The organism is Vibrio sp. R10-SG3-ISO10, from assembly GCF_059834185.1.
The window spans coordinates 202,520-220,297 of record NZ_JCBDHG010000017.1 but is presented as its reverse complement, the minus strand read 5'-3'; the positions used below and the strand labels follow the sequence as shown (position 1 = coordinate 220,297).

General features: G+C 43.1%; 14 protein-coding genes. 8 read left to right on the top strand and 6 right to left on the bottom strand.

The genetic code is table 11. The annotated features are described in order from the left end of the window. Positions 1–74: 74 nt before the first annotated feature. On the top strand, positions 75–1,787 hold the full coding sequence (tpdA, locus tag AC6R16_RS09030) for a cyclic di-GMP phosphodiesterase TpdA (RefSeq protein ID WP_500674186.1): 1,713 nt from the start codon (positions 75–77) through the stop codon (positions 1,785–1,787). Positions 1,788–2,035: 248 nt separating this feature from the next. Further along, positions 2,036–3,643, top strand: coding sequence for an endonuclease (locus AC6R16_RS09025; protein WP_500674185.1), 1,608 nt, complete (start codon positions 2,036–2,038; stop codon positions 3,641–3,643). Between the two features lie 63 nt (positions 3,644–3,706). Here AC6R16_RS09025 and AC6R16_RS09020 read toward each other — a convergent pair whose 3' ends face one another. From AC6R16_RS09020 to AC6R16_RS09005, 4 genes are all read right to left on the bottom strand, one after another. Continuing rightward, on the bottom strand, positions 3,707–4,861 hold the full coding sequence (locus tag AC6R16_RS09020) for an amino acid permease (protein ID WP_500674184.1): 1,155 nt from the start codon (positions 4,859–4,861) through the stop codon (positions 3,707–3,709). Between the two features lie 416 nt (positions 4,862–5,277). After that, the gene (locus tag AC6R16_RS09015) at positions 5,278–5,904 is read right to left on the bottom strand and encodes a hypothetical protein (protein ID WP_500674183.1); all 627 of its coding nucleotides are present in this window, start codon (positions 5,902–5,904) and stop codon (positions 5,278–5,280) included. Positions 5,905–6,029: 125 nt separating this feature from the next. After that, positions 6,030–7,520, bottom strand: a complete 1,491-nt coding sequence (locus tag AC6R16_RS09010) for a SulP family inorganic anion transporter (RefSeq protein WP_500674182.1) — start codon at positions 7,518–7,520, stop codon at positions 6,030–6,032. Between the two features lie 175 nt (positions 7,521–7,695). Next, complete coding sequence (locus AC6R16_RS09005; protein WP_500674181.1) at positions 7,696–8,163, bottom strand: hypothetical protein; 468 nt, start codon at positions 8,161–8,163, stop codon at positions 7,696–7,698. A gap of 758 nt (positions 8,164–8,921) precedes the next feature. Between AC6R16_RS09005 and AC6R16_RS09000 the strand changes: the two genes are divergently transcribed. The 3 genes from AC6R16_RS09000 to AC6R16_RS08990 all read left to right on the top strand — a co-directional run bounded on the left by AC6R16_RS09000 (position 8,922) and on the right by AC6R16_RS08990 (position 12,437). Continuing rightward, complete coding sequence (locus AC6R16_RS09000) at positions 8,922–10,535, top strand: methyl-accepting chemotaxis protein (protein WP_500674180.1); 1,614 nt, start codon at positions 8,922–8,924, stop codon at positions 10,533–10,535. A gap of 180 nt (positions 10,536–10,715) precedes the next feature. Further along, positions 10,716–12,116 (top strand): asparagine--tRNA ligase, encoded by a 1,401-nt coding sequence (gene asnS, locus AC6R16_RS08995; RefSeq protein WP_494504853.1) that lies wholly within the window; start codon positions 10,716–10,718, stop codon positions 12,114–12,116. A gap of 129 nt (positions 12,117–12,245) precedes the next feature. Next, positions 12,246–12,437 carry a hypothetical protein gene (locus AC6R16_RS08990; protein ID WP_138922207.1) on the top strand — a complete coding sequence of 64 codons (192 nt, stop codon included), beginning with the start codon at positions 12,246–12,248 and terminating at the stop codon, positions 12,435–12,437. A 40-nt stretch (positions 12,438–12,477) separates the two neighbouring features. Here AC6R16_RS08990 and AC6R16_RS08985 read toward each other — a convergent pair whose 3' ends face one another. Together AC6R16_RS08985 and AC6R16_RS08980 are read right to left on the bottom strand one after the other, a co-directional pair. After that, positions 12,478–12,687, bottom strand: a complete 210-nt coding sequence (locus tag AC6R16_RS08985; RefSeq protein WP_004746160.1) for a hypothetical protein — start codon at positions 12,685–12,687, stop codon at positions 12,478–12,480. Between the two features lie 82 nt (positions 12,688–12,769). Further along, positions 12,770–14,158 (bottom strand): aminotransferase-like domain-containing protein, encoded by a 1,389-nt coding sequence (locus AC6R16_RS08980; protein ID WP_500674222.1) that lies wholly within the window; start codon positions 14,156–14,158, stop codon positions 12,770–12,772. 187 nt (positions 14,159–14,345) lie between these two features. Between AC6R16_RS08980 and AC6R16_RS08975 the strand changes: the two genes are divergently transcribed. From AC6R16_RS08975 to AC6R16_RS08965, 3 genes are all read left to right on the top strand, one after another. Next, on the top strand, positions 14,346–14,645 hold the full coding sequence (locus tag AC6R16_RS08975) for a hypothetical protein (protein ID WP_500641958.1): 300 nt from the start codon (positions 14,346–14,348) through the stop codon (positions 14,643–14,645). A gap of 208 nt (positions 14,646–14,853) precedes the next feature. Further along, entirely contained in the window at positions 14,854–16,344 is a 1,491-nt protein-coding gene (locus AC6R16_RS08970) for an HD-GYP domain-containing protein (RefSeq protein ID WP_500674179.1), read from the top strand. A 202-nt stretch (positions 16,345–16,546) separates the two neighbouring features. Then, positions 16,547–17,737, top strand: coding sequence for an amino acid aminotransferase (locus AC6R16_RS08965; protein ID WP_500674178.1), 1,191 nt, complete (start codon positions 16,547–16,549; stop codon positions 17,735–17,737). The last annotated feature ends 41 nt before the right edge of the window (positions 17,738–17,778 follow it).

Below are 17,778 nucleotides of genomic sequence, written 5' to 3'. Positions count from 1 at the left end.
CGCATTTAATCACATCCAAACGCTTCATTTATTGATAACTTCATCCCCTTTTCAACTCAGGGGTTATTATTCAAATGATTAGGTTTGAACTTGGAAGTCAAATCTGTGTGTGCCTGTCGGAAGACGAACTCTTAATCGAGATCGATCACCAACGACATGCATCCCTTTCCATTACTGATAATGAATATCTAATATTAAGCACTATATCCGCATACGGAACGCTAAATTCTCCGATATGCCAGCGAGCCATCGAGAATAAGCTCACGCAAAATCACCAGGTAACACTGCCAGAAAACGGCTTTAAAAATGTTATCGCTTCATTGCGTAAAAAATTCAAAACGCTGATCAAGCCTCACTTAGAAACAAGAAAAAACATCATAGAAAACATCCATCGGGTCGGATATTTCGTTCCTTTCGAAAGTCACGACAATCAAAAAAATGGAGCAGACCAACAAAGAAGAGTCAATAAAGTCGCTAAGCATGCTGTCGTCACTGCGCTTAAACATTGCCTAACCAATCGAAAACTCTATTTCGATCTCGGGCTTGTTCTAATGCTATCTAGTCTTGGTTTTGTCTTTATTTGCTACATCACTATTAATGCCCTTATTAAGCAAAGCTACTTCAATGACGTTAACGACTTCACAGACGCTCTCGCAGAGCAAAGCTGTTTTACAGATCAAACAACACTGAGCTCTATGTTCGATCAAGTAGAGCTTGTTGAGTCAAGTATGATGATCGATCGTTACAATACTCGCTGCTTAGTAACGCCAGAACATGTTATGCCTGTAAGCAAACAACAATATGAACAATGGCTTGAGAACAGTAACTACATCATGCATGAGTTCGAAAAGAAAGGAACGTCTATGGTGGTGCGAGTAAAGAACATTAATCTATCTCGAAGTATAGAGGGCCATTTATCAAGTTTCTTTCTTAAAGGCATTAAGATCTGCACCAACACGGGTACATCACTCAAGGTAGGTAAAACAGATGGGCGACCGTCAATAAGCAAGGAAACAGATGCAGGTTATACGGAGCTTTTTTACATATCCAACCCTATACGTAATATCCTGCTGTTTACCGTGTTAATGGTCATAATGCTGCGGTACAAAAACTTGATTGCAATTAGCCAGTATTTCTTAGGTATTAGGCGATTTAGCATGAAACTTGAACCTATTTATGACACTGAGGGACACGTAAATCTGCACTATGAAGCCCTGTCTCGTTTCACAACTTCGAATACACAGAAGTTTATTGAAACGCTGATAGCAAGGGATCTACTGCTCACTCATACGCTATTGGTAATCAAAACCTTGTATGCTGAAGAGACTAACTTGCTTGCTCCGGTCAGTGTCAATGTTTGCCCTTCTCTATTGAAAGGCGACAATTTTCGCTCGCTATACCAATGTTTAGCCCAATACGATTGCCATTATTTAACCATCGAGATTACCGAAAATGCATCGATGTATTATACCGATGAGATTTACCACAATATCCGTCTAATCAAATCACTTGGCTGTAAAATTAGCATTGATGATTTTGGGACTGGCAATAACAACGTCGAATTAATTGGCAAAATTAAGCCAGACTACCTCAAAATTGATCGAGACTTTGTTATTGGCATGCGTCAAGACGAAAAGAAAATTGAAACTGTGCGCCAACTCATTGCTATGGGTAAAGCCTACCAATGTACGATTATTGTTGAAGGTGTAGAAACGGCAGAATGTGCTCACCTGCTGACAAAGCTAGGAGCCAAAATACATCAGGGCTTTTATTACGCCCTCGCCTAAAATTATAAACAAAGGTGGCTAAGCCACCTTTGTTCTCTGTAAGTAGGCCGCTCAGCATTCGCATCCCCCATTTACATCAGGAGATATCTGTTGACGTAAATATCACCCCAATCTGTTGTTTGTGAGATATTCTGCATAATTTTGCAATACCAATTCATCCAATCAAATGAAAATGCGACGAACGTTAAACTTATTGACATAGTAAATACCTATCTTAGTTGTGATTTTTTAATCCAATGAGAAACCCTATGACAACAAAAATGAATAAACTCACCCTAGTCGCATTAATGTGTTCCCCTATGGCTTTTGCACAAATACAAAATGGCGACTTTGAGCAGTGGAATGGAAACACACCCGCTAACTGGACAACTATCGACTCTGGTATATCTGTCGCCCCATCGAGTGTTCAGATAAAGAGCGGTGGTTTATCCGCTCAGATCACAATCAATACAGGCACGCAGAGCAATACTGACTTTTTGCAAACAATTTCTGTGGAACAAGGAAAAACGTACCCATTCTCGGCTGCCATCTTCCATACAGAAGGCAAGGTAAAAGCGAGGCTTATTGTCGACGGATACCAGAATTATTCAGATCCATCCAAAACAAACCAGTGGCAAGATCTCACCTATACGTATACTGCCACCACTAGTAAAGACATTCAGGTTGGACTCAGATTTTACGATATATCTGGTTTTGACGGTTCAGAAGCGGTGTACGTTGACAATTTCCAACCAACAAACTCCTCTACCCCTCAGCCATCGACGTGTGATAAGACTAATCTCACCCTTTCGTTGACTACTGACCAATATGGTTCAGAGACGTCTTGGAATATCAAAAACAGTGGCTCGACAGTTGTCGCTTCCGGAGAGGGTTACAGCAACTCTACCACCTATACCAAGGATATTTGTCTCGACGATGGCAGCTATCAATTCACAATCCTAGATAGCTACGGAGATGGGATTTGCTGTAACTCTGGTAATGGCGCTTATTCGTTAAAAAATGGTCAAGAAGTCATCGCGTCCGGCGGTCAATTCCAAAACAGCCAAACCACTAACTTTACTCTTGGCAGTACTAACCCACCGCCAACCAGCGACTACTATAAGTCTGCACAAGGGAAATCCGGATTTGAGCTAAAAACCGCGTTGTATAACATCATTAAGGATCACAACAGTCGCGGCTATTCCGCCATTTGGACTCTAGTTAAAGACGCCGACATCGATAACTACTACGAGAAAGATGGTTCAATTCTCGACGTCTATTCCGAAAAGCCAGAAACATCGGACGCCATTAACTTCACTAAAGTGACTGACCAGTGTGGCCAATATAGTAAAGAAGGCGATTGCTATAATCGAGAGCACTCTTTCCCTAAAAGCTGGTTTGGTGGCAAGGTAGAACCGATGAACTCCGATGCCCATCACTTGTTTGCTACCGACGGTTACGTTAATGCGAAACGCAGTAACTGGCCGTTTGGTGAGGTTACGAGTACAACATACGTCTCAAGCAATGGTTCAAAACTTGGCAGTGCAAGCAGTTCATTAGGTTACAACGGTACGGTGTTTGAACCTATAGATGAATTCAAAGGGGACTTTGCTCGTGCGTATTTCTATATGGCGACTCGCTACGAAAATGTGATTGGAAGCTGGCAAAACAACAGCACTAATTCAGACGCAGTGCTCAACGGTACCAGCACGACTGTATTTGAACCTTGGCTTCTTTCAATGCTAAAGCGTTGGCACAAAGAAGATCCTGTCAGTACAAAGGAAGTAAATCGCAATCAGGCGGTATTTGAGTTTCAAGGAAATCGAAACCCATTTATCGACCATCCAGAGTTTGTCGCGCAGATATGGGGAAATTAATATAAGTATAAAAAAATAGGCGCTATTCACTAGCGCCTATTATTCATTGTGCCAACAACATCGCTATATCATTTGCGACACAAGCAAGAACACACCAAAAGCCAGCCCAAATAACATCATTGCATTACCGCCTTCAGCAGCATAACGCTCACTTAAGGTGTTCGCTATTCTTAGTTTGTAGACCATAGCAAGAGGAACGAAAACGGCCAGAAATACCAAGATGATTCCCGCGTAAGCCAGAACAGATAAGAACTGGTCAGCGGCCATGATCGCACCGATTAATGGCAATACGAAGGTCAGCACATAAGTGACTAAACGATTTTGTTTGAAGGTATCGCTGTTTTGGTGGAACAGTGACATTGCAACACCGAAGAAAGATGTCAGCAGCGCTAAGCCTGTAAACAGAGACAACACTGTGCCAATCCAAGGAGCGTCATGCTCAAAGCCTGCCATCAACTCAGAAACGCTAGCGAACTCTTTTAGCTGTTCTGGCGGCAAGTTACCGACGACAGCAAACAACCAACACAGGTAGCAAAACAAAGGGATCAAAGAACCAAGAATAACCATATTTCTTAGCTGCTTGTCTGTCGCCTCACTGTTGTAAGTCACCAAACTTGGGATCACAACCATAAAGCCAAAACTGGTAAACAGCACTGCACTGGTTTGAATCAAACCGATCTGATCGTTGTTGCTCACTTGAGCAAGATTTTGCGTTGAAAACTCTGGCAGAAGCACCAGTAAAGTAACCGCCAAGCTTGCGATCATAACAAAGAAAAGCGCTCGGTTAAGCTTATCGATCACGCCTGTACCGCACGCAACAATCGCACCAGCAATCAAAGTAAATAGAATCTGACTTTGAGTGAAGCTAATCGACAATCCAAGAGCGGAAAGGCCTTGAGACAACAAGTCTGCTGCGCCAAGAATGTATGCCATCAATAGGCAGATGAGCAGAGCATAGAGCAGACCATTGGAGACAAGTTGTCCGCCCTTGCCTAACGTTTTGCGAGCTATCGAGTTAAGTCCTAACCCGCCACCAGATTTGATGGTTGCTTCGAGCAAAAGTAATGCTGAATATGTGGTACCAAACCAAATCAGTACCATTAAAAGGGTTCCGTACAATAAGCCAAATTGGGCTAGTACCATAGGAATTGCAAGCATACCAGCGCCAAGCGCTGTACCAGAAATAATGAGCGCGCTGCCCAGAAGTTTTGTATTCATTTTCTCTAAAACCGTAAATATTATTTAAAATTTGAAGCTATGCGCTTGGTGCGCAGACGTACTGAAATAAGGGAGAATCAATACGAAAAATAAAATCGAGAAAATGAATAAGGCTGCAAGAGGGTATTGCAAAAGCGGAAGAGTGCTAAAGAAGAAAAAAGAGAGGTTACGTTGTTTGAAGCCTTATGCGGCGACCCTTCTGTTGGCTCCAGAATCGGGGTAGTAATTTTGAAAATCATTAAGATGTCCTAAGTAAAAGACAATCCGTTGGGAAAAGCATAGCAAATCCTGCGCTATGTTATCTCGATCTGAGATAACTTCATCTTATAGGCTGAAGCTATGATTGCAATGGGTTAGTTTTTAACTGGTCAAATAACAACCTAACCCACTCATTAGATTTACGCCTGCTAGAAACACTATTCTTCCGTTGGCGCTACTCTTCCCTTTATCTCATTACCCGCATCACGAATCAGATCAATGGGCGACATAATCACGCCTTTTACGGCTCCCTGCGTAGCTTGTTGCGCAATATCTTGGCTTTTCTCAACAATCTGATCCGCTTTGACTAAAATTGGCGGTATTTCTTGGCGCAGAGCTTGAGATTCAGTCACCACGAGAGGAACGGTTTCTAGCCTGTAACCTTCACTCTCTACCAGTACTTTGGGGATTACGTTAATTCGGTACTGCTTGGTTTCATCAATAACCGCTGGGATGACAGACTGGCGATACAAACTCACTTCTTCAACAATCGACGGAAGTTTTGCGTCAATAGAAGCGGCGGTTTTATTAGTTGCATTCACCGCTGCAGTGACATCATCAATACTTTTCAATGCATTCGGAACAAGCTGCTCAAGCGTATCTGCAATGGCTAACCACTCATTTATCTGCAAGTTGTCTGAAAGCGTGCTGATGTCCGCAATAACTTGAGGGTAAGTTTCAACAATTTCACCAACCTTAGTGGTCATGCTGTGAATGGTATAACCCAAATAGAAGATTGAAAGCGCCAATACAAGTTGAATCGCCGAACCGATCTTTGATGCCATATGCCTACCCTGTTTGTTACTCGCTACGCTTTAATTCGATGAGCTTACACGTATATATTGTTTTGATATATAGATAATAGCTTGTTTTAGATGCAAAAAAAGCCAGCGAATACGCTGGCTTTAAGCTAGTGGGTTATCGAGACTGCCATTAACTCCTCATGTTTGAGGAACATGGCATGTTTTCTAATTAGCCGCTCGCTAACTTCATTCATCCCTGTTACTTCGACTTTAGAGCCCTTTTTCCTGAACTTGAAGACAACTTTATCCAACGCTTCAACCGCTGTGTTATCTAAGAAATGAGCGTTTGCAGTATCAATAGTGATTTTTGGGGTAGCAGATTCAAAATCAAACAGGTCGATAAATGCATCTGACGAGGCGAAAAATACGTGTCCGCTGATTTTATGAACCGACTGGACATCTTCAACAATCACCATATCTGAAATAAACACCATGGACTTGCTTGTATGTACATAAAACAAAGTCGACAATACAACGCCAACCAGCACGCCTATAGCTAAATTGTGTGTCACAACGACGGTTATGACAGTCACAATCATGGTTACATTGGTAGGCCATGTATGATCTTTTAGCTCTGCTATCGAGCGCCAAGAGAAAGTCCCGATAGAGACCATGATCATTACCGAGACCAACGCTGCCATGGGGATCATAGTTAACCAATCAGACAAAAAGACAACCATCAAGAGTAAACCGAGCCCTGCAACTAAAGTAGACAAACGGGTCAATCCGCCGGATTTAATGTTTATTACCGACTGACCGATCATAGCGCAACCAGCCATACCTCCAAACAACGACGAAACAATGTTCGCAATCCCCTGCCCTTTACATTCGTTGTTTTTGTCACTTTCCGTATCAGTCAAATCATCGACTATGGTTGCTGTCATCAGTGACTCAAGTACACCCACAACCGATAACGCAATGGAATATGGCAAAATAATAGTCAATGTTTCTATGCTTAGCGGAACATCTGGAATAAGAAAAGTGGGTAAAGAATCTGGTAACTTACCCATATCGCCAATCGTTCTTACATCGAGTCTAAACAGTAAGGCAGTGGTCGTCACAACAACAATCGCGACCAAGGGAGAAGGAATCGAACGACCCAACCCCGGGATGTAAGGAAAGAGATAAATAACGCCGAGCCCTAGCGCAACAAGCACATATACACTATTTGAAACATCTGTTAGCTCTGGTAATTGAGCTAAGAAGATCAGAATTGCTAGCGCATTGACAAAGCCCGTAATGACGGCCTTTGATACATAATTCATGAGATTGCCTAACTTCAAATGACCTATCGAAATTTGAATCACGCCAGTCAAAAAAGAAGCTGCAAGAAGGTATTGAATACCATGTTCTTTAACAAGGGTTACCATGAGCAGAGCCATCGCCCCAGTTGCACCGGATATCATTCCTGGCCGACTACCCACCAAGGCGGTAATAGCACAGATACAAAATGACGCGTACAACCCCACTTTTGGGTCGACTCCTGCAATAATTGAAAAAGCGATCGCTTCTGGGATAAGGGCAAGCGCGACAACAATGCCAGCTAAACTATCTCCTTTAATGTTTGAAAGCCAATGTGTTTGTAGTGATTTAATCATGTAATTCTCTTTGTAATGATGTAGTTAACCCTACCCTGTTGCAGGTATAAGTTAGGTTATTAAGTCGATGAGCTTCAGCTCATTTAGTAAAAGTTAGAGAATCATGGCGTCTAAGGCGGCGTAATTAACACTAGGGTTAACTCCTCTTTTCATGTATCGGGCTACCAGATAACTCTTACAGTTCAGAGTTGTACTTAGTGCTAAGCAGATCTATCTTGAACGAAAGTTCTCGGTACCTTGCTAATAGGGTTTGGGAATGGCCTTGCTGCTCGAGTAAGTCAGCTAATAAATTCGCCTCATCGATCAGCTCATCAATCGTCAAAGCTCGCTCACCGTCATTGAGAGTAGGATTAAGGCTAGACTCGCCTTGTAGGTAAAGATAGATATCGCACCAACGTGCATTTTGTTGGGGGGTTAACTGTTCACCAAGCTGCTCTAAATGTTCCAGCTCAGATTCCAATTGTTCCCTTTCATCGGTAGGTATTTGTGAAAGGCGTTTAGCAACGAGCCTTGCTCGCTGTTCATCGACATCTGGATTAGCAAGGGCATGCTTCTTCCAGAATCGTTCATCTTCATTCCACTTTGCTAATGCGCTAGCACCAGCAAGCAATACGAATAAAACAATAGTCATCAGCAACTTCATTACTAACATCCTTGTGTCGATGTTTGTTTTCTTAAGGCTCCTCTATCCATGCATAACTGTTTTTGAATTGGATATATGATCATAAAATTCTCTTTTTACGCGTACAGTAAACCCTGCCAATACAGACATCTTAAAGTTCACTCGTAGTTCAGATGAGCGGGCGCTCGGCTTAGGTGTAGGTTGGGAGAGAATTGATACTTAAGGCGGCGTAATTAACACGTGACGTTAAACTCCTTTGATAGGTTTAAAAACAATAAGCCAGATATGTCTTCCGCGCCAATATAATCTGTTGCTACGCTTTTATACATTTCGAAATTCAAAAACAATGATTGCATTTTTCCAATTTAATTCAGCTGAATTAACATATGTATGAGTCTTCATAAAATAAATATTCAGATTAAATAAAATTGCCACCATCTCTTAGCATGCGCTGAATCATCAAGTCTTGTTTGCCAACTCCTCTTTGTCATGCCCTATTAGACTTGAGTTGCTTACTACTAAAAGCCCCTTCACAGACAAAAACACTTGGCAACCTAACCCACTTATAAACCACTATATTTAAACAACTTATCATCGCGTCTCAAGCACGTCGATTTTACGTCACTACGTCAAAGATTTGATTACACGTACCTTACATCACATTTACAATACCCTCACAGAGAGTGCGGTCACAGTATAAAATTTGACGTCTTTCTTCCTATCTGCATATAGGAGAATATGTTGATGTCTATTCCAATATTATAAATTTATATCCAATAATGCGCCTTACAATTACTACAAAGTTGCTTATTACATTGTTAACGGTATTTGGCTTAGTCCTCGTAGCGTCAACAACATACCAATACTTGCAGCAACGTGAATTAATAAACTCTGTCTTAAGTGAACAACTCCACGATAAGGCAAGTAACTATTTTGACAGCCTGAACATGATGATGCTGACTGGCACCATGGCTCAAAAAGAAACCTTAAGACAGAAAGCCCTAGCTCAAGATGGGATTGAACAAGTCAAAGTTCTACGAGCAGAAGCGGTCAGCAAGCTCTACGGACCTGGGCAAGAGAACCAAAACCCTGTCGATGACATCGATAAGCGCGCTCTTGCGGGCGAAATGATCATTGAGCCTATCAGTGCTGAATGGGGCAAAGGTATTGTGGTCGCTCTACCGATGAAGTCGAGTGAAAACTATCGTGGGACTAACTGTGTTGCCTGTCATATGGCACCAGAGGGGGAAGTATTAGGGGCGATTCGTCTCGAGTACAACTTGTCCCATGTAAACCAACTCATCAGTCAACGTGCTTTTATCGCTTTGGCAATCATGTCAGCATTCGGCTTCGTCGGCTTTGTGATCACAATGGGATTAATCAGAAAGATCATCGTTCGCCCAATCCAAAAAACATCTGGCTTTATGCAGAGTGTTAGCAAAACAAAAGATCTCTCTCAACGACTCGACACCAAGCAAACCGATGAAATTGGTCAATTGTCCGGAGCAATCAACTCATTTATGGACACCGTCAACCATAGCCTTGAACAGGTTCAGTCGACGTCTCACAAAGTTGCAGGCAGCGCGAGTGAACTGACGCAAGTCGCACAAGTCACCGATTCTGCTGCAAGTAACCAGCAAGCAGAAACGGCTGAAGTACAGGAAAATATCGAACAGATGCAGTCGCAACAAGTACAAGTAGAGTCTGCAACTGAAGAAGCGTCGACACTGATTAAACACACCACTCATATTGCAGAACAAAGTGCTCGTCAGGCGCATGGAGCAAGCCACGAAATTAAGAGCTTAGTGACCGACATAGAGCAAGTGAAAGAAAGCATTGTAGAGCTTAACGACCAAACCGCTGAAGTATCGAGTATTTTGGAGGTGATTAAAGGCGTTGCCGAGCAAACCAATCTACTCGCTCTCAACGCAGCCATAGAAGCGGCACGTGCTGGTGAACAAGGCAGAGGGTTTGCCGTAGTCGCAGACGAAGTACGCAATCTCGCTAGTCGCACCGCTGAAGCAACGGGCAGCATTGAAAGCATAATTGCTCAATTCCAAAAGGACAGCGAAGCATCACTTTCTTCCGTCGACACCGTTTGTGGCACAGCGCATCAGCGCTCTAACGAAATCGAGCTGCTTTCACAAGCAATGACTGAAGTAGTGGAAGAGATGCAACAAGCACTCGCTCATGCAAACAGTATCCAGCGGCAATCCAGCAGCACTGCACACTTAAGTCATGAGGTTCAGGGGAAAGTTCAGGTGATAAACCAACATGCGAACCAAACGACCGAGTCAGCAGCGCAAACAAGAGACATCAGTATGAATCTTGAGCAACTTTCAGAACATCTAGAGCAGTTGTTGGCTCAATTTACCCTTTCAACAAAGAAATAGGCAGATAATGGGTATTTTTGTTCGACTAAATGACAATAAAGGTTGAAGCATAATATTTGAAAGGTAATATGTTCCATTGAATCTATAGAATTCTATCCAACCCAATGTTTGCTCATTATTTATTCGGTGAGTATTACGACATTGGGTTGAATTTTTACCTCAATGGAGAATATTGAAAACATGACTTACGCGCCTGTATCAGACGTTTTGAAAGGTCAGCTAGCAGTAGACAGTGAAGTAACTGTTCGTGGCTGGATCCGTTCACGTCGTGATTCCAAAGCTGGAATCTCTTTCCTTGCCATTTATGACGGCTCTTGTTTCGACCCGATTCAGGCCGTGGTCCCTAATAATCTTAATAATTACGAAGACGAAGTACTAAAGCTGACTACTGGCTGCTCTGTTGAAGTAACTGGTAAGATTGTTGAATCTCCTGCGAAGGGTCAAGACTTCGAGCTTGCTGCAACTGACGTTAAAGTTGTAGGTTGGGTTGAAGATGCAGAAACTTACCCGATGGCAAAAACTCGTCACTCTATCGAGTACCTACGTGAAGTTGCACACCTGCGTCCGCGCACTAACGTAATCGGTGCGGTAGCACGTGTACGTAACTGCCTATCTCAAGCGATTCACCGCTTCTACCACGAGCAAGGTTACTTTTGGGTATCTGCTCCACTAATCACAGCTTCTGACGCAGAAGGCGCTGGTGAAATGTTCCGCGTTTCTACGCTAGACATGGAAAACCTACCTCGCACAGAAGAAGGCAAAGTAGATTACAACGAAGACTTCTTCGGTAAAGAAACCTTCCTTACTGTATCTGGTCAGCTAAACGGTGAAGCCTACGCTTGTGCACTAAGCAAAGTTTACACATTTGGCCCAACATTCCGCGCTGAAAACTCAAACACTAGCCGCCACCTAGCTGAATTCTGGATGGTTGAGCCTGAAGTTGCGTTCGCAGACCTAGAAGATATCGCTAAGCTTTCTGAAGATATGTTGAAGTACGTATTTAAAGCAGCACTTGAAGAATGTCGTGATGACCTTGAATTCTTTGCTCAACGTATCGACAAAGAAGCAATCACGCGTCTAGAACAGTTTGTTTCTTCTGACTTTGCTCAAGTTGACTACACGGATGCAATTCAGATCCTTCTAGATTCTGGTCGCGAGTTCGAATTCCCTGTTGAGTGGGGTATCGATATGTCTTCTGAGCACGAGCGTTACCTAGCAGAAGAGCACTTCAAGGCGCCAGTTATCGTTAAGAACTACCCGAAAGACATCAAAGCGTTCTACATGCGCCTGAATGACGACGGTAAAACAGTAGCCGCGATGGATGTTCTTGCACCTGGTATTGGTGAGATTATCGGTGGTTCTCAACGTGAAGAGCGTCTAGATGTACTAGACGAGCGCATGCGTGAAATCGGTATCGACCCAGAACACATGAACTGGTACCGCGACCTACGCCGTTACGGCACAGTACCTCACGCAGGCTTCGGTCTAGGTTTTGAGCGTCTAGTCTCTTACGTAACAGGCATGGGTAACGTTCGTGACGTGATTCCATTCCCACGTACACCACGCTCTGCAAACTTCTAAATCGAAGTTAAGAATAGCAAAAGCCTCCGAACTCGGAGGCTTTTTTGTATCTGTCAAATACGCAAATCTTCCTCACTGTGATCATACTTAATACTGTGACGCAGTATGATCACAGTGAGGAAGATTGTTATGAGAGTATTCAGACTCGATGACTTGTCTTATAACGGAAGACATGAGCATTCAATGGATTGGGATCATCCCTCCGGAAGCCAACCTTATTACTGGCACCCTGACTGGCTACAAAATGCCGAGGACCTTATGGGAATCTATCCTAGTGACTCTGACCCTTCCGTTAGCCACCCAGACAATGTTAGGAACTAACAAAAAAAGAGGGCTAACCATTGGGTTAGCCCTTCACAACTCACTCTATGCTATCGGTCTTGGCAGCGTATCGAATCCCGTATAAGCAGATGGCAAACATCACAAATGGTATGGCCGCCGCCGTGTACTCAGTCCACGCTAAGGTGGCAAAAGACTTCGCCAAAATTAGGTGGCCAAACACCAGTAGGCTTGCACAAATTATCGCGACAAACACCAAACGGTACTCATGTTTATAACGTCGTTTTTCCATAACTAACCCCTCGCAATAGCAATGAGGCTATTTCACCACAGTTTGCTTCATGCATAACTGTACAGTTAAGCCGAAAAACGCCCTAGCAGTTGACTAGCTGCCCTATTTTTTTGAGCGCGCTCTTAACCTCATCAGTCAGTTCGAATGAGATGTTGATGCGCATACAGTTCTGAAATTGATTGTTGGCGACAAACAGATTACCGTACGCAATTGAGATATCGAACTTCTTCAGCTCTTGATAGATAAAGTAAGTATCAATTTCCTCATTAAACTCAAGCCAGAGAAAATACCCTCCTTCAGGCTTCTGAACTGCTACGACACCCGGTAAACACTTCTCTATCAGACTGAGATATTCTTTTTGCCTTGCATAGAGCTGTTTGCGAAGTTTTCGTAAGTGGTTGTCATAACTTTCGAATTGGAGGTAATGAGCAACACCTTGCTGGATAGGAGAACTCGCAGATAACGTTGAGGTAAGCTGTTGCTTTTGCAACCTATCACTCAGAGTTCTATTCACCACCCACCCTATTCGGTAACCAGGGCAGAGCGATTTGGACAATGAACCACAAAGCAGCACTTGGTCTTGCTCATCCCAATACTTGAGTGGATAAGGTTTGCGATCCTCAAAGTGTAATTCTGCATAGACATCGTCCTCAATCAGATAGACATCATATTGGTTTGCCAACTCAACCACCGAACGTTTGGACCTATCGCTTAAGGAGACACCAGTTGGGTTTTGATAATTCGCCATTAGCCAACAGGCTTTCACATCGTTTTGACTAAATGCTTGCTCAAGCTGAGGTAGGTCTATCCCTGTTGAGGGGTTAACAGGTACTTGAATAACATTGAGCTTAAGCCGTTCAACCGCTTGCAGGGCGCCATAAAAGGTTGGCGTTTCGATCACTACTGTATCACCCGGCTCACAAACAACCTGTAAGCTTAGATTAAGCGCTTCCATCGCTCCAGAAGTCAGCACTATGTCGTCATGGGAAACCGTCACACCATGAGTTATATAGCGCTGAGCAATCATTCTACGTAGTGCTTCATTACCCGGTGGTAAATTTTGTATCACACTTTCTGCCGGTACCTTTCTACCCGCACTGGCTAAATGGCGGTTGAGTGATTGAAGAGGAAACAAGCTAGGTGTTGGAAATGCAGAGCCAAAAGCGACCGCGGCTTGATTATTACTTTTTAGAAACTCGTAGAGCTCGTCATTGTATTCACTTCGTACTGTCGGTTGAGCTCTTTGTCGTTGTCCGTTCTCTATGGCTGGCGTAACAAAATAGCCTGACTGCGGCTTAGCCTTGATCCACCCTTCTGATTCAAGAAGCTGATACGCTTGTAATACGGTAGCTGAACTCACCGAAAAACTTCTGCTTGCTGCACGAAGCGAAGGGATTTTTTCTCCAGAGCGCCACGTATTATCTTTTATCTGTTGCTTTAATTTTTCTGCTAATTGCTGGTAGCGATTCATAGTACCCTCATCATTGGTCAGCAAAGATACCATAGTCAGAAGAATCATGGGCTTACAAGCTTCTCACTCTAAGGCTTTGGTTTTAACGAACCCTGTTTGTAGAGTTAAATCACATTAAATATTAAAAACTCTGTTACATTTATCAGGTAATAGTGATCCAAACAACCTTACATAAGGGATGATAATAATGAAAAAATACGATTCGTCGCATATCGAGTACAAAGGCGAGAGCAATGGTGTACATAGTTGGACAACACCGACTGGCCAACCGTATTACTGGCACCCTGATTGGCTACACATTGCGGAGGACGCTACTGGCTCTCATCCAAAGCAAGATATTGAAGTAACGGATGGTGAAAAACCAACTGAGAAACATGCTGCAAAAGCGATTCTATCTTACCTAAACAAGTGGGCGGCTGACAAACTGGGTAAAAACCCAGACATCGAAGCTAATGCCATTGAATCTCAGATGAACCTTAAAAAGTAAACCTCCGCGCGCACCTTAAAAGGTGCGCGCTTGCTTCTTACCCACTCGCATCCTAAACCTAGTACTAAAGTTGCAAAAATGTATCAATAGACGAAACAAACCGATAGAATGCTCGGTCTTTTATTTAAGAGACAAATCTATTACTTAGTTTTCATATTTGTCTACAGGCTAGTTTTCGTCATATTGATAATAATATAAAGGCTTTGACATGGTTAACTCAAATTACAATGCGTCTTTGACCCTAAAGCTGTATGCACTTGCAGCTGTGGTTTTCGGTCTTTATGGTGGACGAGTATGTCCGATGTTGGAAACGTTGACATCTACAGAACTCTTCACACACGTAGCGGTAACATTTGGAGTTGTCTATCTACTCCGTCACTTTGTGCTTCAGCAACACACACTTGTTAAAGAACAAAAGCATGCGCGACTCGATACAACATTGATGTTTTTCGCTAGCTTAATACTCGCTGCCTTCTATAACGTCTATTACGACTTTCCTCTCGACAGCAATCTTAAAGTTCTTTTTGGTATGAGCCTTTTCGGTTTCTTTACCGGAATACTGCTTCAACTAGACTCTAAGATCACATGTTTCGATAGCTTAAACAGCGCTGAACGTTACCAATTCGAACTCAGTGGTGAACGACAATCTATGGTCAAGCAGATGATTTTTCTTATTAGCCTGCTGTTAATCACATTGACCTCGATGCTCGCGATGGTTGCCGTTAAAGACATCTTTTGGCTTGAGCATAACCCCGAACGAATCCTAGACGGCACTGGAAAAATCAGCGTCATAAAAGAGTTTATATATATATCCATTGTTCTGGGTGCTTACGTCATCGCGATCATGTTCCAATGGAGCAAGCTGATGCGAAAAGTATTAAGTGCCCAAGAATGTTCTCTCATCGAAGTCGCAAACGGCAACATTTCCAAACGTGTTCCTATCTTCGAACATGACGAGTTAGGCTCAATGGCATCACTGACAAACCAAATGCTTGATAGCCTAGAGTCATCTCAAGATGAAGTAAAAACCACACGCGATGTAGCCATTGTCAGTTTATCGGCACTTGCTGAATCACGTGACAATGAGACAGGGGCTCATATTCTCCGTACTCAAGAATATGTCCGAGCGTTGGCAAAATACCTGTCTCAATTCGATAAGCACAAGCCTCTACTGACTGAAAACTATATTGAGCTGCTCTACAAATCCGCTCCGCTACATGACGTAGGGAAAGTCGGTATTCCTGACAATATACTTCTCAAACCAGGAAAACTCACTGACGAAGAGTTTGAAATAATGAAAGGTCATCCTGAAATCGGAGCAAAAGCCCTATCAATGGCCGAAGGGCAGCTAGGTAGTAACTCATTCTTACAGCTCGCGAAGGAAATCTCCCTGACTCACCATGAGAAATGGAACGGCAGCGGCTACCCTAATGGGCTAAAAGGGGAAGAAATACCGCTTTCAGGAAGATTAATGGCACTAGCGGATGTTTATGACGCACTCATTTCTGAACGTGTATACAAAAAAGCGTTTAGTCATGAGAAAGCAAAGTCAATTATACTCGAAGGTAATGAAGTTCATTTCGACCCTCAAATCGTTGAGGCTTTCCTGGCGATTGAAGACGAATTCGTCGCAATAGCCAACAAATATCGAGAGTTGGAAGCAAGGGAAAATGAGCTAGAGCAACTGATGCACGCATAACGGATTTTCCTGCATTTAAAGTCCCTTTACTTTAAAAATAAAGGGACTTTTCATATAGAAAACTTGGCTTAAACAAAATCCTCTCCAAATTACGACGCTTTTTTAGATTTTCTTCACTTTCGCTGTTGTTTCACTTTACGTAGAAAGGTATAAATAACCGAGTTACTTATACCTATCCCTTCGATAAACATGGATGACCATTATGTTTGAAAAAGTAGTCGCTGCTCCTGCAGACCCTATTCTTGGCCTTACTGAAGAATTTAAAAAAGACGCTCGTGCTGAAAAGATTAACCTTGGCGTGGGTATCTATAAAAATGAACAAGGTGAAACCCCTGTTCTAGCAACCGTAAAAAAAGCGGAAGCGGCACTTATTGAAACAGAAAAGACTAAGTCTTACCTGACTATCGAAGGCACTGCTGAATATGCTTTAGCAGTTCAGAAACTTCTTTTTGGCAATGATGCAGAAATCGTTACTAGCAAGCGTGGTAAAACTGCTCAAGCTCCAGGCGGTACTGGTGCACTCCGTGTTGCTGGTGAGTTCATTAAACGCCAACTGGGTGAAGTAAAGATTTGGATCAGCAACCCAACTTGGGCTAACCACAACGGTGTGTTTGCTGCAGCAGGTATCGAGACTGCGCAGTACAGCTACTACAATGCTGAAACTAAAGACAAAGATTTCGCTTCTATGGTTGCGGATCTAGAGCAAGCATCTGAAGGCGATGTCGTTCTTCTTCACGGCTGCTGCCATAACCCAACAGGTATCGACCCAACAGCAGAAGAGTGGGAAACATTGGCTAAGCTTGTTGCAGAGAAAAAGCTTCTACCACTTTTCGACTTTGCTTACCAAGGTTTTGCAAAAGGCGTTGAAGAAGACGCAGCGGGTCTTCGTATCTTTGCTCAGTACAACAAAGAGATTCTAGTCGCGAGCTCTTTCTCAAAGAACTTCGGTCTATACAATGAGCGCGTAGGTGCATTCACACTCGTAGCGGAGTCAGAAGAAGTGGCAACGACAGCCTTCTCACAAGTGAAAGCAATCATTCGCTCTATCTACTCTAACCCACCAGCACACGGCAGCGCAGTCGTAACTCACATTCTGAACAATGCCGACCTACGTGCAGAGTGGGAAGCGGAAGTGAAAGAGATGCGTGATCGTATTCAAGAAATGCGTGAGCTGTTTGTGGCAACACTTAAAGAACAAGGCGTTGACGCTGACTTTAGCTTTATCGAACGTCAAAATGGCATGTTCTCATTCTCTGGCCTGACTAAAGAGCAAGTTACTCGTCTTAAAGAGGAATTCGCAATTTACATCGTAGGTTCTGGTCGCATCAGCGTAGCGGGTATGACGAAAGCTAACATGCTTCCACTTTGTAAAGGTATTGCAGCGGTTCTATAACAGCTTACTTTCAAATACGAAAAAGCCAGCTATATAGCTGG